The following is a 16,502-nucleotide window of genomic DNA, read 5'->3' on the forward strand; positions in this document are numbered from 1 at the left end:
CAGCGGAACCACCGCATTATTGCAACTCATTCTTACTTGCCTCATACAACAACCCACCCATGCGCCGAGCTGGACGGAAAAGAGGCACACAGGCGCCGATGTCCGTGCTAATTGATATGTTATATCGTAACGCAGTCATCAGCCTGACAGGAACCATGTCCATGACCGCCTTTCAGCGTCTCCGGTTTGGCGCGGCCCTGGGCGTTTGCCTTGCCGCCGCTCTCATCACCTCCCCGACCGTCCGCGCCGCAACGGCGGGCAAGCCGGACGACCGCGCCCTGACCATCGTGGCCCGGTGGGAACTGAAAAACGCCGATCCGTCGGTCAACGGCTACGCCTTCACCCGGATGGAGGTGGCGGAAACCCTGGTGGACGCCGACGGCAACGGCACCCCCAAACCCGGATTGGCCGAGGGGTGGGAGGCCAGCGCCGACGGGCGGACCTGGCGCTTCCGCCTGCGGCCGGGTGTGAGCTTCCACGACGGCACGGCGCTGACCGCCGACCACGTCGTCACCGCGCTGAACCACGCGCGCGCCAAACCCGGCTCCCTGTCCAAGGCCCCGATCCAGGCGATCACCGCCGACAATGGTGCCGTGGTGATCCAGTTGGCGGAGCCGTTCTCACCGCTGCTGTCCTTCCTGGCCGATTCCGCCTCGCAGATTCTCGCCCCCGCCTCCTACGACGACAAGGGCAACGTCACCCAGGTGATCGGCACCGGCCCCTATCGGGTGGCGGAGTTCAAACCGCCGCAGCACCTCGTCGTCACCCGTTACGACTCTTATTGGGGCGGCCCCGCCAGCATCGCCAAGGCCACCTATCTGGCAACCCACCGCAGCGAAACCCGCACGGTGATGGTGGAAAGCGGGGACGCCCAGATCGTCTTCAACCTGGATCCGGCCAGCGTGCAACGCCTGTCGCGCAACCCCAAGCTGACGGTCCAGGCGGTGCCGATCCCGCGCGTCATCAGCGTCAAGGTCAACGCCGGTCATCCGCTGCTGTCCGATCTGCGGGCGCGGCAGGCGCTCAGCCTCGCCATCGACCGGACCGGGATCGCGGTGGGCATCCTGCGCCAACCGGAAACGGCGGCGACCCAATTGTTTCCGCCCAGCCTGGGCGCGTGGCACACCCCCGGCCTGCCCCCGCTGACCCAGAATGTGGATCGGGCGAAGGCGCTGCTCGCCGAGATGGGGTGGAAACCGGGCAGCGACGGCGTGCTGGAAAAGGACGGCAAGCGCCTGCGCCTGACCCTGCGCACCTACCCCGACCGGCCCGAACTGCCGCCGGTGGCGACCGCGCTGGCCGATCAATGGCGGGCGATTGGCGTCGATGTGTCGATCGCCATCGGGCATTTCAGCGACATTCTGTCCGGCCATCAGGATGGCTCGCTGGAATTGGGCCTGATCGCCCGCAGTCTGGCGGTGGCCCCCGATCCGCTGGGCACGCTGATGCAGGATTTCGGCCCCAAGGGCGGCGATTGGGGGGCGATGAACTGGTCGAACCCGGCGCTGACCGAGGCCATCGACCGCATCCTGCGCAGCCAGCAGGCCGAGGAGTCCGCCGCCGCCAAGCGCACGGTCGGAACCATCCTGCACCAGGAGCTGCCGGTCATCCCGGTGGTCTGGTACACGCAGACCGCTGCGGTGTCCAAGACGCTCAAGGGCTTTGAGATCGACCCGTTCGAGCGCTCCTACCTCCTCTCGCGTCTGCGGTGGGTGGAATGATCCGGCCCATCCTGCACCGGGTGGCGCAAGCGGTTCTGGTCGCCCTGATGGTGGGCGTGCTCACCTTTGCGCTGATGCGCAGCCTGCCCGGAGACATGGCGTGGCGGGTGGCGGCCGGGCGCTATGGCTACGACATCACCGACGCCGCCGTGATGGAGCAGGTGCGGCACAGCCTGGCGCTCGACCAGCCCGCCGCGCTGGCACTGCTGTCCTGGTTCGGCGACCTGCTGCGGCTGGATTTGGGCGTGTCACTCATTTCCGAATTGCCGGTGGTGGACGAAATCGCGCACCAGCTCGGCGCGTCGGTCACGCTGGCGCTGACCGCCCTGCTGCTGTCGGTGCTGATTGGGCCGCCGTTGGGGGTGTTGGCGGGGTTGCGACCGGGCGGCGGGCTGGACCGCGCGCTGTTCGCCCTGTCGATCACCCTGCGGGCGCTGCCGCAATTCGTCATCGGCCTGCTGCTGATTTACGGGCTGGCCATTGTGTTCGGGCTGCTGCCCGCCTCCGGCCATGGCGAGGCCGGGCATGTGGTGTTGCCCGCCCTGACCCTGGCCATCGGGCTGGCGGCGGTGTCCAGCCGGGTGGCGCGGGACGCCACCGTGGCGGTGACAAGCTCGGGCTATTACCGTTTTGGCGAAACCAAGGGCTTGCGACCGCTGGAGAATTTCCTGCGCCACGGCCTGCGCAACATCGCGGTTCCCATCGTCACCTATCTGGGCGTTCAACTGGTCTATCTGATCGAAGGGGTGGTGGTGGTGGAAACGCTGTTCGCCTGGCCCGGCATCGGCCACGCGCTGGTGCACGCCATTCTCGCGCGGGATGTGCCGATGATCCAGGGAACCGCCCTGGTCATGGGGCTGATGTTCGTGCTGCTCAACGCCGGGGTCGATGTGGTCTGCGGCGGGCTTGATCCGCGTCGGCGGGCGTCATGATCCGGCCGTCGCGCGGTCAATGGGCGGGGGTGGCGCTGCTGCTGCTGCTCGCCCTGTTCGCCCTGGGCGTTCCGCAACTGATCCCCGGCGACCCGACGCGGCAAAGCCTGTCGAATGCCCTGCTGCCGCCGGGTGGTCCGTTTCCGTTGGGAACCGACGCCTTTGGCCGCGACATGGTTTTGCGGTTGGCCGCCGCCATCCGCCTGTCGCTGGGCATCGCCCTGCTGACCACGGCGTTGGCCGGTGTGATCGGGGTGGCGCTGGGCGTGCTGGCCGGGGCCTGCGGCGGTTGGGTGGATCGCGCCCTGTGCGGGGTGGCCGACACGCTGCTCGCCCTGCCGGGCCTGCTGCTGGTGCTGCTGCTGGTCGCCATCGCACCGGGGCAGTTCTGGCCGCTCTATCTGGGCGTGTCGCTGGTGCTGTGGGTGGAGTATTTCCGCATGACACGGGCCGCCGCCCTGCGCATCGCCGCGTCCCCGGCGGTGGAGGCGTCGCGCCTGCTGGGCTTTGGCCCCGTCTACCGCTTCCGCCGCCACTACTGGCCGGAGCTTGCCCCGATCACCCTGACCGTGGGCGCGTTCGGATCGGCCACCAGCGTGATGTCGGTGGCGGCCCTCGGCTTCGTCAACGTCGGTGTTCGCCCCCCCACGCCGGAGCTGGGGCAAATGATGATCGAGCTGATGCCCTATTACAACGAAGCCCCCCTGATTCTGGCGCAACCGATCCTGGTCGTTTTCCTGCTGGTGTTGGCGCTGAATCTGATCGCCGGAGGCAAGACGCAATGACCGTCCTGATCGAAACCGATGGGTTGGCCGTCGATGGGCTGGACAGCATCGTCCGCCCCACGACGCTGCGGGTGCACGCCGGGGTTCCCTTCACCATTCTGGGCGAAACCGGATCGGGGAAAAGCCTGTTGGCGCAGGCCATCGCCGGGACCCTGCCCGATGGGCTGGCCGCGCGCGGGCGGGTGCGCATCAATGGCCGCGACGTCCTGGGCCTGTCGCACGCGGACAAGCGCCGCCACCTGTGGGGGCGCGCCATCGCCATCCTGCCGCAAGAACCCTGGCTGGCGCTGGACCCCACCGCCCGCGCCGCGCCCCAGGTGTGGGAGGGATTCACCAGGGTTCTGAAGCTGCCCCGCGCCGCCGCGCGCGCCGCCACCGGGCAGGCGTTGCGCGCGCTGGGGTTGGAGGACGCGGCGCGCAAACTGCCCGGCCAATTGTCCGGCGGCATGGCGCAGCGGGTGGCCTTCGTCGCGGCGCGGGCGGGGGGTGCCCCCATCGTCATCGCCGACGAGCCGACCAAGGGGCTGGACGCCGCCCGCCGCGACGACGCGGTCGATCTGCTGAAAAGCGGCATGGGGACCACGGGCGGGCTGCTGGTCATCTCCCACGACATCGCGGTTCCCAAACGGCTGGGTGGGGAGGTGGCGATCATGCTGAAGGGCAGCATCATCGAATCCGGCCCGGTCGATCAGGTCTTGTCCAACCCGCGCCACAACTACACCCGCCGCCTTCTGGCCGCCGATCCGGCCGTCTGGCCCGAACCGGCCGCCTCCCCGGTCGGCGACCGTTTGATCGAGGTGGAGGGCTTGGCCAAGAGCCGGGGCGGGCGCACGCTGTTCCGCGACCTGTCCTTCACCCTGCACCGGGGCGAGATCATCGGCGTGGTCGGCCCCAGCGGCTGCGGCAAAAGCAGCTTGGGCGATCTGCTGCTGGGGGTGATCGCGCCCGATGGTGGAACCATCCGCCGGAATCCGTCCTGGCCTGCCCTGCGCTTTCAAAAGGTCTGGCAGGATCCCCCGGCGGCCTTCGCGCCACAGCTCACCCTGCGCACCGCGCTGGGCGATCTGGTGCGGCGGCACGGCTTGGCCTGGGATCGCATTCCGCCCTTGATGGATCGGTTGGGCCTGTCCACCGCCCTTCTCGACCGCCCGCCCGGCGGGATTTCCGGCGGCGAGTTGCAGCGGTTTTCGCTGCTGCGCACCCTGCTGCTCGACCCGGTGTTCCTGTTCGCCGACGAGCCGACCTCGCGCCTGGATCTCATCACCCAGCAAGAGATCGTCGGGCTGATGCGCGACGTGGCGCGCGAAACCGGCTGCGGGCTGTTGCTGGTCAGCCATGACCACGCCCTGATCAACCGGGTGGCCGACCGCGTGATCGCGATCGGCCCCCAATCTCACCTGGCTTCGTCTCGTTTGGCTTCGCCTCAGGTGGCGTCGCCCAGCCTCACGTCAGGCGATGCGGCCTGATGCGCGGCGTTGCCCCATCACCCCAGCAACGCCGCCGCGTGGTGGCGCAGATGGTCGTCGATGAAGCTGGCGATGAAGTAGTAGCTGTGGTCGTAACCCGGCTGCATCCGCAGCGTCACCGGGTGGCCGACCGCGTCCGCCGCCGCGACCAAATTCTGGGGCTTCAACTGGGCCTCCAGAAAGCTGTCGCGGTCGCCCTGGTCGATCAGGATCGGCAGGCGCTCCGTCGCGGTGGCGATCAGGGCGCAGGCGTCCCACTCCGCCCAACGCGCCCGGTCGGGGCCGAGATAGCGGCCCAACGCCTTTTCCCCCCACGGGACCGCCGCCGGGTTGACGATGGGGGCGAAGGCCGACACCGACTTGTAACGGCCCGGATGGCGCAGCGCGCAGACCAACGCGCCATGCCCGCCCATGGAATGGCCGGAGATCGACCGCCGGTCGTTGACCGGATAGGCGGCCTCCACCAACTCCGGCAATTCCCGCGTCACGTAATCGTGCATGCGGTAATGGGCGGCCCAAGGCTGTTCGGTGGCGTCCACGTAGAATCCGGCACCCAGGCCGAAATCCCACGCGCCATCGGGATCCCCCGGCACCCCATCCCCGCGCGGGCTGGTGTCGGGGGCGACGATGGCGATGCCCAATTCCGCCGCCAGCCGGAAGGCCCCGGCCTTTTGGCAGAAATTCTCATCCGTGCAGGTCAGGCCGGACAGCCAGTAGAGCACCGGCACGGTGGTTCCCGCCGTCGCCTCCACCTGCGGCGGCAGGAACAGCGCGAAGGTCATGGCGCACCCCAGCGTCGCCGACTCGTGGCGCAGCCGCAGCAGCCGACCGCCGAACACGCGGGCGTCCGACAGTTGGGTGATGTCCTGCGTCATGATGCGGCTCACTGGTTGTACAGGATGACGGACCGGATGCTCTTGCCCTCATGCATCAGGTCGAACGCCTCGTTGATGCGGTCCAGACCCATGGTGTGGGTGATGAAGGTGTCGAGTTCGAATTCGCCCGCCAGATAGCGGTCGACATAGCCCGGCAGCTCCGAACGGCCGCGCACGCCGCCGAAAGCCGACCCGCGCCACACCCGCCCGGTGACGAGTTGGAACGGACGGGTGGCGATCTCCTCGCCCGCACCGGCCACGCCGATGATGACCGACTCACCCCACCCCTTGTGGCAGCATTCCAGGGCGGCGCGCATGACGTTGACGTTGCCGATGCACTCGAACGAGTAATCGACGCCGCCGTCGGTCATCTCCACCAGAACCTCTTGGATCGGGCGGTCGAAATTCTTCGGGTTGACCACGTCGGTCGCGCCAAGCTGCTTGGCGATCTCGAATTTCGACTCATTGATGTCGATGCCGATGATGCGGGACGCCTTGGCCATGGTGGCCCCGATGATCGCCGACAGGCCGATGCCGCCCAGGCCGAAGATGGCGACGGTCGAACCCGGCTCCACCTTGGCGGTGTTCATCACCGCACCCATGCCGGTGGTCACACCGCAGCCCAGCAGGCAGACCTTTTCCAGCGGGGCCGCCTTGTTGATCTTGGCGAGCGCGATTTCCGGCAACACCGTGTATTCGGAGAAGGTCGAGGTTCCCATGTAATGGGCGATCGACTGGCCCTTGAACGAAAAGCGGCTGGTCCCGTCGGGCATCAACCCCTTGCCCTGGGTGGCGCGGATCGCCTGACACAGGTTGGTCTTGCCCGACAGGCAGAATTTGCACTTGCCGCATTCGGGCGTGTAGAGCGGGATGACGTGGTCGCCGACGGCGACGGAGGTCACGCCCGGCCCAACCTCCACCACCACACCACCGCCCTCATGGCCGAGGATGCAGGGGAACACGCCCTCGGAATCCTTGCCCGACAGGGTGTAGGCGTCGGTGTGGCAGACGCCGGTGGCGACGATGCGGACCATCACTTCCCCGGCCTTGGGGGCGGCCACCTCGATCTCTTCGATCTCCAGCGGACGGTTTGCTTCCCAAGCGACGGCGGCGCGCGACAGAACCATGCGGATTCCCTCCCAGAACATGAAACGCGGTGTTGGGGAGCGAGTGTAAACCGCCGCCGGTCATTGCCAAAACGATGATTTCAGGGATAGATTTTTGCCATATGGGGATAATGGGGCGGATCTCATGAGCGGCTGGGACGGCATCGATGAGTTTGTGGCGGTGGCCGACACCGGCAGCTTTTCCCGCGCGGCGGAGCGGTTGCGTGTGTCCTCCTCCCACATCAGCCGCAGTGTGGCGCGGTTGGAGGATCGGTTGCAGGCCCGGCTGTTCTACCGCACCACCCGCAAGGTCAGCCTGACCGAGAGCGGGCGCGCCTTTTTCGCCCGCTGCCAGCGCCTGATCGACGAGCGGGACGAAGCGGTGCTCGCCGTCGGCGACCTCCAGGGCGGGGGCGATGGCGCGATGAAAGGGGTGCTGCGGATGACCTGCGCCACCGCCTATGGCGAACAGTTCGTCGTGCCGCTCATCAACGATCTGATGGAGCGGCACCCGCAACTGAGCGTCGAGATCGACCTGACCAACCGCCCGTTGGATCTGGTGCAGGAGGGGTTCGATCTGGCGATCCGCCTGGGTCGGCTGGGCGATTCCAGTCTGGTCGCCACCCGCATCGCCCCGCGCGTGATGCATCTCTGCGCCGCGCCCGCCTATCTGGCCCGCCACGGCACGCCCGCCAGCCTGGGCGATCTGGGCGCGCACGAATGCCTGATCGGCACCGCTGACCATTGGCTGTTCGACGAGGATGGCCGGGACTGGCTGTTCCGTCCGCGCGGGCGCTGGCGCTGCAACAGCGGCCATTCGGTGTTGGACGCCGCGCTGCGCGGCTTCGGCCTGTGCCAGTTGCCCGATTATTACGTGAAAGCCCCGGTGGCCGATGGGCGTCTGCTGACGCTTCTGCCCCGCCACACCCCGCCCAACACCGCCGTGTGGGCGGTCTACCCGCAAAAACGCCACGCCCCGCCGAAGGTGCGCGCCGCCATCCGCCATTTGAAGGAGGGGTTGGCCCGGCGGCCGGAATACCGGTGACGGTCACTACTACATGATATTAAGAATCGTTTGCAATTAGAAAGCGCCCGCTCTACGCTCCCCCGGTCCTGTCCGAACCGGAGCCGACGACATGCTGACCGATCCCGCCTTTTCCGACCGCCGCAAGCGCTTTGCCGAACTGAAGCAGGCCGAAGCGCTGCTGGTGATGACGCTGCGGCTGTGGGCCGAGCCGCTGCGCGATCCCGAAACGATGCACCCGCATTGGCAGGATGGGTTGCAGACCGCCGGGCTGTCGAACGACGCGGCGGTTGCCTTCGACACCGTGATGCGGATCACCATCGCGTCGGCCACGCGCGCGCTCGACGTTCACCGCCCCGGCTGTTCGGCGCTGGGGACCGACGAGGCCCGGCTGTTGGGAATGGTCCGTTTGATCCAGCAGGGCGACATGGCCGAAGCCGGAACGCTTCTGGCCGATTGGCTGCCCATGTCCGGGGTTCGGATGGCGCTGGCCCCGCTGGGCATCCTCGCCCACGCGCTGGATCGGGCGGGGCTGCGCCTGCCCACGCTCGACAACGGCCTGCCCGCCACCGGCCGCATCATCGATTTCCCGCAAGCCCGCCGTATGGCCCGCACCGATCCGGGCGCACGTCTGCTGCATTGACGGGCTGTGCCCGTCGCTCGCATCATCGGCGTGTTTTGCAAAACCGCAGGCGCGCGATCCCAGGCAACAAACGCCTGCGGTTATGCCTGCTTGGCGTCGATGATGCCGCGACGGATGGCGCGGGTCTTGGTGAAGGTGTCCTGCAATTGCTGCCCTTCGCCCCAGCGGATGGCGCGTTGCAGGGCGGTCAGGTCCTCGGTGAAGCGCTGGAGAATCTCCAGAACCGCTTCCCGGTTGTTCAGGAACACGTCGCGCCACATCACCGGATCGCTGGCGGCGATGCGGGTGAAGTCGCGGAAACCACCGGCGGAAAATTTGATGACCTCGGACTTGGTGTCCTCCTCCAAATCCGACGCGGTGCCGACGATGGTGTAGGCGATCAGGTGCGGCAGGTGCGAGGTGATGGCCAACACCCGGTCGTGATGCGCCGCCTCCATGATCTCCACGTTGGAGCCGACGCGCCGCCACAGCTCCGTCACCCGCTCCACCGCGTCGCGGTTGGCCCCGGTCGGCGGGGTCAGGATGCACCAGCGGCCTTGGAACAGGCTGGCAAAGCCGTTTTCCGGCCCGGAATGCTCGGTCCCCGCCACCGGATGGCCGGGAATCAGATGCACGCCATCGGGCAGGTTGGGACCAACGTCGCGCAGCACCGCCTGTTTGACCGACCCGACATCGGTGACGATGGTTCCGGGCTTCAGATGCGGGCCAATGCGTTCCCCCACCTCGGCGAAGCTGCCGACCGGGGTGGCGAGCACCACCAGATCAGCCCCGTCCAACGCAACCTCGACCTCCGTCGTTGCCATCTCGACGATGCCCAACTCCATCGCCTTGACGCACACCTCCTTGCTGCGGTCGGCGCAGACGACCGTCCGGGCGATGCCGTATTCGGTCAGCGCACGGGCCAGGGACGAGCCGATCAGGCCCATGCCGATGAAGGCAACGCGGTTGAACAGGGGGGCGGTGTCGCTCATGATGGTCCACGGGGTTTGCGGGCGCGAAAACGCCTTGCTTTAAACCACCTTGGCGCGGGCGGACCAAGCGAAAACAGCGCGGGGCGGACGGGGCGCATCCGGGATGGCAGCCCCGCCCGCCCACTGGCGTCACTGCGCGTATTTGCCGATCAGGCCGTTCGTCATCGGATCGCGCAATTCGGCCACCTTGGCCCAGAATCGCTGTGCCTGATCCGGATTCGCCTTCACAAAATCATGGTTCAGCATCACATAGTAATCCTTGACCACGATGGGCGGCTCAACCTTTTCAATCCCCGTGTTGCCGCCGGTTTTCAGAATCTGGTCAGCGGTGACGCTTTGCAGGACCAGCGCACTGACCCGTCCCATATCCAACTTCTTCAGATTCATGTCGGTGGCCGGTGCCTCCTCCACCGCAATTCCCATCTTCTTGAGGTCGGCGACGATGGAATAACCAGTGGGCGCGCCGATGGGACCGTTCAGGTTGGTGAATTCCTTGCCCGTCCAGGCAACCGCATCCCCCTTTTTGCGATAGAGCGAAAAGCCGATGGTGGTGATGCGCAGATTGGGGTCGGCCTTGCCATCCACGCCGGGATAGGCCCCATACTCCAACCGTTCCGGTTGGAAGGACGAGTTGAACACCGCGTCCACCTGCCCGGCCTTCAGCGATTCCAGGCAACGTTTCCAAGGCATCCGGGTGAATTCAACCTGAAGCCCGACCGCCTCGGCCGCCGCCTTGACGATCTCCACCGAAATACCGGGTTTGGCCGGGTCAATCGCGGTTCCATCGCCCAAATGGTTGGGGAACTGCTCTTTGTCTTCGAAGGCAACCTTCAGGACGCTGGCCGCGAACAGATTGCCCGGTTGAGCCATCAGCACCAGCGCGCCGCACACCATCAAGAACGTGGCCTTCACCATCTCCAACCCCTTTCCAATGTCAACGGATGGCACAATCACCCGCATTCATTGGAGAATATTGGCAGTGCGTTTGGTTGGTAAAGGAAATCCAGATCAATGAATGGAAGAAAGCAGTTAAGTTTTGTCATCCAAACTTACAAGAAACCCTGAGTGGTTCATTTGTTTCGATTGCGCGAAACAAGTCACCGATCGTCCGAATTTATTAACCAAAATCAAAGTAATGGAGAATTAATCGCAAGAATATTCTCGCAAAACGAGATTCATCACTGGTCTTTCTCGTACATCTCCTCTTCCGCCTGACGGCGGCGGAAGCCGATCAGCGCGGTTTCGTCGAGCATCTCGGCCTCCTTGCGCTTCAGCTTGTGCTTTTCGCGCTTGATGCGCTCTTCCTCGGCCAGTTCGTAGCGCTTCAACTCCTGATAGGCTTCGGCCATCTGGTCGGTGGCGACGCTGATCTGCACCTCCACCTGCGCCAGCGATTCGCCCAGCTTGCGCCCCCGCTCCAGCGCGGCTTGGGCGAAGTTGGCGTAGGTGAAGGACACCGCAAAATTCTCGCGCGCGGTGGCCTGCTCCTGGGCGATCTCTTCTTTCAGCCGCTCGATCTCGGCGCGCAGGCGGTCGCCGAGATTTTGCAATTCGGCCAGCACCCGGCGCTTTTCGTCCAGTTGCAGCTTTTGCAGGCGGATGATGGTTTTCAGGCTCATTGCGGCCACTGCACCCCGAAGATTTCAGCGAGCAGGGCGTAGCTGGTGGCCAGATCGGTCGATTCCCGCTTGCCCTGCTTCAAAAAGGCTTCCAAGGCCGGTTGGTAATGGATGGCTTCGTCCACCTGCGGATCCGATCCTCGGCGGTAGGCTCCCAACCGGATCATCTCCGCCATGTTGTCATAGGAGGACAGCAGCCGCCGGGCGTGGCCGACCAGCTCGTTTTCGTTCTTCGAATTGCAGCCCGGCATGGTGCGGGACACGCTGCGCAGAATGTTGATGGCGGGGTAGCGCCCGCGCTCGCCGATCTGGCGTTCCAGCACGATGTGACCGTCCAGAATGCCGCGCACAGCGTCGGCGATGGGTTCGTTGTGGTCGTCGCCATCGACAAGCACGGTGAACAGTCCGGTGATCGATCCCGACCCGCGCAGGCCCGGCCCGGCCCGTTCCAGCAGGCGCGGCAGTTCGGCGAACACGGTGGGCGGATAGCCCTTGGTCGTCGGCGGTTCGCCCGCCGACAGGCCGATTTCGCGCTGGGCCATGGCGAAGCGGGTCACGCTGTCCATCATGCACAGCACATCGCGCCCGGCGTCGCGGAAATATTCGGCCACCGCCAGCGTCATGTAGGCGGCCTGACGGCGCATCAGCGGCGCTTCGTCCGACGTGGCGCAAACGACGATGGAGCGGGACAAGCCCTCCTCGCCCAGATCCTCGGTGATGAACTCCTGCAACTCGCGCCCGCGTTCGCCGATCAGCCCGATCACCGCGATCTCGGCGGCGGAAAAGCGGGCCAGCATCGACATGACGGAGGATTTGCCGACGCCGGACCCGGCGAAGATGCCCATGCGCTGCCCCCGGCAGCAGGTGAGAAAGGCGTTGATGGCGCGGATGCCCAGATCCAGCTTTTCACCGACGCGGGCGCGGGCGTGAGCGTTGGGCGGGTTGTTGCGGATGGGGATGCCGACCGGCCCCTTGGGCAACGGCCCCTTGCCATCCACCGGCTCACCCAGCGCGTTGACCACCCGGCCCAGCCAGGCGTCGCAGGGAAAGATCGATGATTGCCCCGGTGCCACCAGCGCCCGGCAGCCCAGCCCCACCCCGTCGAGCGAGCCGAACGGCATCAGCAGCGCGCGGCCCTGGCGAAAACCGACGACCTCGCAGGGAATACGCCGTTCGTCGCGGGTTTCCACCAGACAGCGCCCGCCGACCGACAGCTCCTTTTCAATACCGCCCACCTCCACCATCAGCCCAGACACGGCGGTGACACGACCGAAACGGCTGGTCGCGGGAATGGCCTCGATGTCGTGAATCAATTGCGCGATGTCGGCGGGCACGGGTGCGCTCCCAGGGGTGCGGCGGGTGGTTGCGGGTGGCGGCAGAGGCGCGGCGGCGGGGTGTCGTTCACCATCCGATCCTATCTTGCGAGCCAAGCATTAACGAGGGGTGAAGCGCATCCTTCTGGCGTTAAGCTGAATCGTCTGTTAACTTGTGTAAACGGCGGGCGTCAGACACCGTTCATGAAGGAGCGGCAGCCGCGCCGGGGTTCAGGTTGCGAAAGCGCACCATCAACGTCGGGATGCCATCATGCGGGTTTTGCTGGTCGAGGACGACACCTCCGTCGCCAAAAGCATCGAATTGATGCTGAACACGGAAGGGTTTATCGTTGATTCCACCGATCTGGGTGAAGACGGCCTGGAAATCGGCAAGCTGTACGATTACGACATCATCATCCTTGACCTGATGCTGCCCGACATCGACGGGTACGAGGTGTTGCGCCGCCTGCGCGCCGCCCGCGTCACCACGCCGATCCTGATCCTGTCCGGCCTGACCGAGATGGACAACAAGATCAAGGGTCTGGGCTTCGGGGCCGACGATTACCTGACCAAACCCTTCGACAAGCGGGAGTTGATCGCCCGCATCCAGGCCATCGTCCGACGGTCCAAGGGCCATTCCGACAGCGTCATCCGCACCGGACGCCTGACCGTCAACCTCGACACCCGCACGGTGGAGGTGGACACCCAACCCCTGCACCTGACCGGCAAGGAATACGGCATCCTGGAGCTGTTGAGCCTGCGCAAGGGCACGACGCTGACCAAGGAAATGTTCCTCAACCACCTCTATGGCGGCATGGACGAGCCGGAGCTGAAGATCATCGACGTCTTCGTCTGCAAGCTGCGCAAAAAGCTGGCCGCCGCCACCCAGGGCGACAACTACATCGAAACCGTGTGGGGTCGTGGCTATGTGCTGCGCGATCCGCACGAGGAGATTGTGGAGGGCGGAACCACCCCGCCGCCGCCCCGTTTGCAGCAGCAGGTGGCGGGCTGAGACCGGTCCACACCACCTGAACATTTTTATTTTTGCATCGCGGCGTGCGCGCCGCCGATTCTTCTTGAAGTGGGGGGCGTTCCCCCCACTTATGGACTCATCATTCTGCTTCACGGACTGCCCGGGCCTGTTTCGCCCACGATCTCGCTTCGCGAGCTTGCCAGATGCGGTCACTCCAAAATCCAGTGTGATGCGCCGCATCGGTGATGCGGTGCCACTTACGTTATGGGAGGCGGAGATGCCCGTCGGCACCGTCAAATGGTTCAACAGCACCAAGGGTTTTGGCTTCATTCAACCGGAGGACGGCACGGCCGATGTGTTCGTGCACATCTCCGCCGTTGAACGCGCCGGTTTGCGCAGCCTGCTGGAAGGCCAGAAGCTGTCTTACGAACCCCTGCGCGACCCCAAGCGCGGCAAGACGTCAGCGGAAAACCTGAAGGCGGTTTGATCCGTCTTCGGTGATTTCCCGAAGGGAAAGGGCATCGGGCAACCGGTGCCCTTTTTCCGTGTTTCCCGAACCGGAGTGACGGTCCATGGCGTTCAAACCCAACTACAACCAGCAGCGCGCCGAGCGCAACCGGGCCAAAGAGCAAAAAAAGCAGGAAAAGCTGCAGCGTCGTGAGGAGGAGGTGGCCGCGCGCCGCGCCGCCGACCAGACGCCGGAAGCCAACGACACCACCGATTCGTCCGAGCAAGCCTGAGCTTCATTTTTCTTTTTTGGAGACCACGACCATGGCCCGCAAAAAGCCACCGGTGGACAACGGATTTCAATTGTTCGACGTCCTCTATCAGGACGGTGCCCGCACCTCGAACCGCAAGGTGCCGACGGCGGGCATCGACAGCTACAACGCCGATCACTCGATCCGCGCCTTCATCGAGGCCCAGGATCGCAAAATCGCTGAATTGTCGGGAAACCCACGCGGCCCGATCAAGACCATCACTCCGTCGGACGCCTGATCGTTCGACAGGATCACGGCGGCGGTTGCCCACCGCCGCCCGCCGATCACATCAGGGAACGAAACCACCCAGACTGTACAGCCCGCGCTGCCCATCCACCGGTTTGAACTTCTCGGTGATGCCAAGCACGGTTTCGGCACCGCCCAGATACAGGACACCGTCCTGCGGCATCTGGCGGGCGATGGCGTCAAGGACCTTGCCCTTGGTCGGTCCATCAAAATAAATCAGCACGTTGCGGCAGAACACGATGTCGAACTGCCCCAGCGGCGACAGATCGCCCAGCAGGTTCCATTCGCGGAAGTTGGCCATCTGCCGCAATTGCGGGCTGATCTGCCACTTGTCACCGTTCTGCTTGAAATGCTTGACCAGCATGGTGATCGGCAGGCCGCGCTGCACCTCGAACTGGGTGTAGACACCGGCCTTCGACCGTTCGACCATCTCGGCCGAAATGTCGGTGCCGACGATCTCGACCTTCCAACCCGCCAGCTTGGCCGCTTCGTCGTTCAGGATCATCGCCAGCGAATAGGCTTCCTGTCCCGACGAGCAGGCCGCCGACCAGATGCGGATCGTCCGCTTGGCCGCGCGCGCCGCCATCAGCTTCGGCAGCACCAATTGCCGAAACTGGTCGAACGGTTTCTGGTCGCGGAAGAAGGACGACTCGTTTGTCGTCATCGCTTCGGTGATGTCGCGCAACAGCGCTTCATCCTTCCGCGTGCGGACGGTGGTCGCCAGTTCCTCCAGCCCCTTCATGTTCCATTTGCGCGCCACCGGCATCAGCCGGGATTCGAGCAAATAGGCTTTGTCGCGGGTCAGGACCAAGCCGGAACGCTGCTTGAGCAGCGTGGAGAACATGTCGAAATCTTCGACTCTCATGCTGCCCTCGACGCGAACTTGCGGATGTAGGGACCGATTTCCTTCAGCGGCAGAATGGCCGAGCAGATGCCCGCCTGCGCCACCGCGCCGGGCATCCCCCACACCACGCTCGTCGCTTCATCCTGACCAACCAGCGTGCCGCCGCCGTTCACCACGTCGGTGCAGCCCTTCAAACCATCCTGGCCCATGCCGGTCAGAATGCAAGCAAGAATCTTGCGCCCGCCATAGGCCTTGAGGATCGAGCGCATCATCGGATCAACCGCCGGGCGGCAGAAATTTTCGGGCGGATCCTTGGTCAGCGCGATCACGTTGGCACCACCGCGTTGCGCCACCAGCATATGAAAATCGCCGGGCGCGATGTAGCAGCGGTTCTGCACGATCGGCTCGCCGTCCTTGGCTTCCTTCGCGTCAATGCCGCACTGGCGGGTGATGTGCTCCGCCAGAATGGTGGTGAAGGTAGCGGGCATGTGCTGGGTGACGAGGATCGGTTGCGTCACCGCCCCCTTCATGTGCGACAGAACTTCAAACAGCGCCTGCGGCCCGCCGGTGGAGCTTCCGATGGCGATGATGTCCGGCTTCACCGGCATGCCGGTGGGGGCCGGACGGGTGGTGATCGGTGCGACCTCCCGCTTGAAGGCCATTGGCACATGGACGGGCGACAGCGGACGGATTTCGCCCCGGGTCCGCGACCCGGCGCGCCGCGCTGCCGCGCCCAACGCCTTGACCTTCGACACCAGCTCCCGCTTGAAATCCTCCGCCCCACCGATCTCGCGGGTCGAGGTCGGCTTGGGAATGTAATCGGCGGCCCCGGCGGACAAGCAGCGCAGGGACACATCGGCTCCACGCAACGTCAACGTCGAGGCCATGATGATCTTGACCTGAGGGGCCACGGCCAGCAGCTTTGGAATGGCGGTCAAGCCGTCCATCACCGGCATTTCAATGTCGAGAACGATGACGTCGATCGAATTGCGCTGCAACGAGTTGATCGCCATCTGACCATCGCCGACGGAGGTGACGACGCGAATGTCGGCGTCACCTTCCAACGCGCGGGTCAGCAGCCCCCGAATGACAGCGGAATCATCCACCACCATGACCCGAACCGGGTCTGGATTCGCAGGTTTGGTGCTGGTGATGGAACTTCTGCCAAAACTGTCCGACATAACCACCGATCGCCTTTCAACTCGACACCCACGCGAAGCCTTGCG

General features: G+C 65.3%; 18 protein-coding genes. 10 read left to right on the top strand and 8 right to left on the bottom strand.

The genetic code is table 11. From position 1 onward, the window contains the following. Positions 1 to 161: 161 nt before the first annotated feature. From EJ903_RS17675 to EJ903_RS17690, 4 genes are read left to right on the top strand one after another with little or no spacing between them, the layout of a single operon-like run. The gene (locus EJ903_RS17675) at positions 162 to 1,721 is read left to right on the top strand and encodes an ABC transporter substrate-binding protein (protein ID WP_126617885.1); all 1,560 of its coding nucleotides are present in this window, start codon (positions 162 to 164) and stop codon (positions 1,719 to 1,721) included. Beyond that, positions 1,718 to 2,653, top strand: a complete 936-nt coding sequence (locus EJ903_RS17680; RefSeq protein WP_126617887.1) for an ABC transporter permease — start codon at positions 1,718 to 1,720, stop codon at positions 2,651 to 2,653. Before EJ903_RS17675 ends, EJ903_RS17680 begins: the two co-directional genes overlap by 4 nt. Continuing rightward, positions 2,650 to 3,438 carry an ABC transporter permease gene (locus tag EJ903_RS17685; protein WP_126617889.1) on the top strand — a complete coding sequence of 263 codons (789 nt, stop codon included), beginning with the start codon at positions 2,650 to 2,652 and terminating at the stop codon, positions 3,436 to 3,438. The genes EJ903_RS17680 and EJ903_RS17685 overlap by 4 nt, the downstream gene beginning before the upstream one ends. Beyond that, on the top strand, positions 3,435 to 4,904 hold the full coding sequence (locus tag EJ903_RS17690; RefSeq protein WP_126617891.1) for an ABC transporter ATP-binding protein: 1,470 nt from the start codon (positions 3,435 to 3,437) through the stop codon (positions 4,902 to 4,904). The genes EJ903_RS17685 and EJ903_RS17690 overlap by 4 nt, the downstream gene beginning before the upstream one ends. 17 nt (positions 4,905 to 4,921) lie before the next feature. On the opposite strand, the gene fghA is transcribed toward EJ903_RS17690, so the two are convergent. Then, positions 4,922 to 5,779 (bottom strand): S-formylglutathione hydrolase, encoded by an 858-nt coding sequence (gene fghA / locus EJ903_RS17695; RefSeq protein ID WP_126617893.1) that lies wholly within the window; start codon positions 5,777 to 5,779, stop codon positions 4,922 to 4,924. Positions 5,780 to 5,787: 8 nt separating this feature from the next. Beyond that, entirely contained in the window at positions 5,788 to 6,906 is a 1,119-nt protein-coding gene (locus EJ903_RS17700; protein WP_126617895.1) for an S-(hydroxymethyl)glutathione dehydrogenase/class III alcohol dehydrogenase, read from the bottom strand. Positions 6,907 to 7,030: 124 nt separating this feature from the next. Here EJ903_RS17700 and EJ903_RS17705 point away from each other — a divergent pair, with 124 nt between their 5' ends. Together EJ903_RS17705 and EJ903_RS17710 are read left to right on the top strand one after the other, a co-directional pair. Next, positions 7,031 to 7,930, top strand: a complete 900-nt coding sequence (locus EJ903_RS17705; RefSeq protein ID WP_126617897.1) for a LysR family transcriptional regulator — start codon at positions 7,031 to 7,033, stop codon at positions 7,928 to 7,930. Positions 7,931 to 8,021: 91 nt separating this feature from the next. Beyond that, positions 8,022 to 8,552, top strand: a complete 531-nt coding sequence (locus EJ903_RS17710) for a hypothetical protein (RefSeq protein ID WP_126617899.1) — start codon at positions 8,022 to 8,024, stop codon at positions 8,550 to 8,552. A gap of 80 nt (positions 8,553 to 8,632) precedes the next feature. Here the strand turns inward: EJ903_RS17710 and EJ903_RS17715 are convergent, their stop codons facing one another. From EJ903_RS17715 to fliI, 4 genes are all read right to left on the bottom strand, one after another. Next, the gene (locus EJ903_RS17715) at positions 8,633 to 9,523 is read right to left on the bottom strand and encodes a prephenate/arogenate dehydrogenase family protein (RefSeq protein WP_126617901.1); all 891 of its coding nucleotides are present in this window, start codon (positions 9,521 to 9,523) and stop codon (positions 8,633 to 8,635) included. Between the two features lie 129 nt (positions 9,524 to 9,652). After that, the gene (locus EJ903_RS17720) at positions 9,653 to 10,438 is read right to left on the bottom strand and encodes a substrate-binding periplasmic protein (RefSeq protein WP_158627952.1); all 786 of its coding nucleotides are present in this window, start codon (positions 10,436 to 10,438) and stop codon (positions 9,653 to 9,655) included. Positions 10,439 to 10,701: 263 nt separating this feature from the next. Beyond that, a complete protein-coding gene (locus EJ903_RS17725) occupies positions 10,702 to 11,142 on the bottom strand; it encodes a flagellar export protein FliJ (RefSeq protein ID WP_126617905.1) in 441 nt (146 codons plus the stop codon). Further along, positions 11,139 to 12,476, bottom strand: a complete 1,338-nt coding sequence (gene fliI / locus EJ903_RS17730; protein WP_126617907.1) for a flagellar protein export ATPase FliI — start codon at positions 12,474 to 12,476, stop codon at positions 11,139 to 11,141. The genes EJ903_RS17725 and fliI overlap by 4 nt, the downstream gene beginning before the upstream one ends. A 250-nt stretch (positions 12,477 to 12,726) precedes the next feature. Here fliI and ctrA point away from each other — a divergent pair, with 250 nt between their 5' ends. The 4 genes from ctrA (at position 12,727) to EJ903_RS17745 (ending at position 14,424) form a co-directional block, all read left to right on the top strand. Further along, a complete protein-coding gene (ctrA, locus tag EJ903_RS17735) occupies positions 12,727 to 13,467 on the top strand; it encodes a response regulator transcription factor CtrA (RefSeq protein ID WP_126617910.1) in 741 nt (246 codons plus the stop codon). A gap of 238 nt (positions 13,468 to 13,705) precedes the next feature. Then, positions 13,706 to 13,915, top strand: a complete 210-nt coding sequence (locus tag EJ903_RS17740) for a cold-shock protein (protein ID WP_126617958.1) — start codon at positions 13,706 to 13,708, stop codon at positions 13,913 to 13,915. Positions 13,916 to 14,000: 85 nt separating this feature from the next. Beyond that, on the top strand, positions 14,001 to 14,168 hold the full coding sequence (locus tag EJ903_RS27270) for a hypothetical protein (protein ID WP_174237324.1): 168 nt from the start codon (positions 14,001 to 14,003) through the stop codon (positions 14,166 to 14,168). A 31-nt stretch (positions 14,169 to 14,199) separates the two neighbouring features. After that, entirely contained in the window at positions 14,200 to 14,424 is a 225-nt protein-coding gene (locus tag EJ903_RS17745; RefSeq protein ID WP_126617912.1) for a hypothetical protein, read from the top strand. Positions 14,425 to 14,475: 51 nt separating this feature from the next. Here the strand turns inward: EJ903_RS17745 and EJ903_RS17750 are convergent, their stop codons facing one another. Beyond that, on the bottom strand, positions 14,476 to 15,297 hold the full coding sequence (locus EJ903_RS17750; RefSeq protein WP_126617914.1) for a CheR family methyltransferase: 822 nt from the start codon (positions 15,295 to 15,297) through the stop codon (positions 14,476 to 14,478). Then, on the bottom strand, positions 15,294 to 16,457 hold the full coding sequence (locus tag EJ903_RS17755; protein ID WP_126617916.1) for a protein-glutamate methylesterase/protein-glutamine glutaminase: 1,164 nt from the start codon (positions 16,455 to 16,457) through the stop codon (positions 15,294 to 15,296). The genes EJ903_RS17750 and EJ903_RS17755 overlap by 4 nt, the downstream gene beginning before the upstream one ends. Between the last annotated feature and the right edge of the window lie 45 nt (positions 16,458 to 16,502).

Source organism: Azospirillum griseum (assembly GCF_003966125.1).
GTDB lineage: Bacteria > Pseudomonadota > Alphaproteobacteria > Azospirillales > Azospirillaceae > Azospirillum > Azospirillum griseum.

What these genes read in the sequence shown, in the direction of transcription:
- EJ903_RS27270 (WP_174237324.1), top strand. Translation starts at nt 14,001, where the DNA reads ATGGCGTTCAAACCCAACTACAACCAGCAGCGCGCCGAGCGCAACCGG.
- EJ903_RS17705 (WP_126617897.1), top strand. Translation starts at nt 7,031, where the DNA reads ATGAGCGGCTGGGACGGCATCGATGAGTTTGTGGCGGTGGCCGACACC.
- EJ903_RS17690 (WP_126617891.1), top strand. Translation starts at nt 3,435, where the DNA reads ATGACCGTCCTGATCGAAACCGATGGGTTGGCCGTCGATGGGCTGGAC.
- EJ903_RS17745 (WP_126617912.1), top strand. Translation starts at nt 14,200, where the DNA reads ATGGCCCGCAAAAAGCCACCGGTGGACAACGGATTTCAATTGTTCGAC.
- EJ903_RS17700 (WP_126617895.1), bottom strand. Translation starts at nt 6,906, where the DNA reads ATGGTTCTGTCGCGCGCCGCCGTCGCTTGGGAAGCAAACCGTCCGCTG.
- EJ903_RS17680 (WP_126617887.1), top strand. Translation starts at nt 1,718, where the DNA reads ATGATCCGGCCCATCCTGCACCGGGTGGCGCAAGCGGTTCTGGTCGCC.
- EJ903_RS17755 (WP_126617916.1), bottom strand. Translation starts at nt 16,457, where the DNA reads ATGTCGGACAGTTTTGGCAGAAGTTCCATCACCAGCACCAAACCTGCG.
- EJ903_RS17750 (WP_126617914.1), bottom strand. Translation starts at nt 15,297, where the DNA reads ATGAGAGTCGAAGATTTCGACATGTTCTCCACGCTGCTCAAGCAGCGT.
- EJ903_RS17685 (WP_126617889.1), top strand. Translation starts at nt 2,650, where the DNA reads ATGATCCGGCCGTCGCGCGGTCAATGGGCGGGGGTGGCGCTGCTGCTG.
- EJ903_RS17715 (WP_126617901.1), bottom strand. Translation starts at nt 9,523, where the DNA reads ATGAGCGACACCGCCCCCCTGTTCAACCGCGTTGCCTTCATCGGCATG.
- EJ903_RS17740 (WP_126617958.1), top strand. Translation starts at nt 13,706, where the DNA reads ATGCCCGTCGGCACCGTCAAATGGTTCAACAGCACCAAGGGTTTTGGC.
- EJ903_RS17710 (WP_126617899.1), top strand. Translation starts at nt 8,022, where the DNA reads ATGCTGACCGATCCCGCCTTTTCCGACCGCCGCAAGCGCTTTGCCGAA.
- fghA (WP_126617893.1), bottom strand. Translation starts at nt 5,779, where the DNA reads ATGACGCAGGACATCACCCAACTGTCGGACGCCCGCGTGTTCGGCGGT.
- ctrA (WP_126617910.1), top strand. Translation starts at nt 12,727, where the DNA reads ATGCGGGTTTTGCTGGTCGAGGACGACACCTCCGTCGCCAAAAGCATC.
- EJ903_RS17675 (WP_126617885.1), top strand. Translation starts at nt 162, where the DNA reads ATGACCGCCTTTCAGCGTCTCCGGTTTGGCGCGGCCCTGGGCGTTTGC.
- EJ903_RS17720 (WP_158627952.1), bottom strand. Translation starts at nt 10,438, where the DNA reads ATGGTGAAGGCCACGTTCTTGATGGTGTGCGGCGCGCTGGTGCTGATG.
- EJ903_RS17725 (WP_126617905.1), bottom strand. Translation starts at nt 11,142, where the DNA reads ATGAGCCTGAAAACCATCATCCGCCTGCAAAAGCTGCAACTGGACGAA.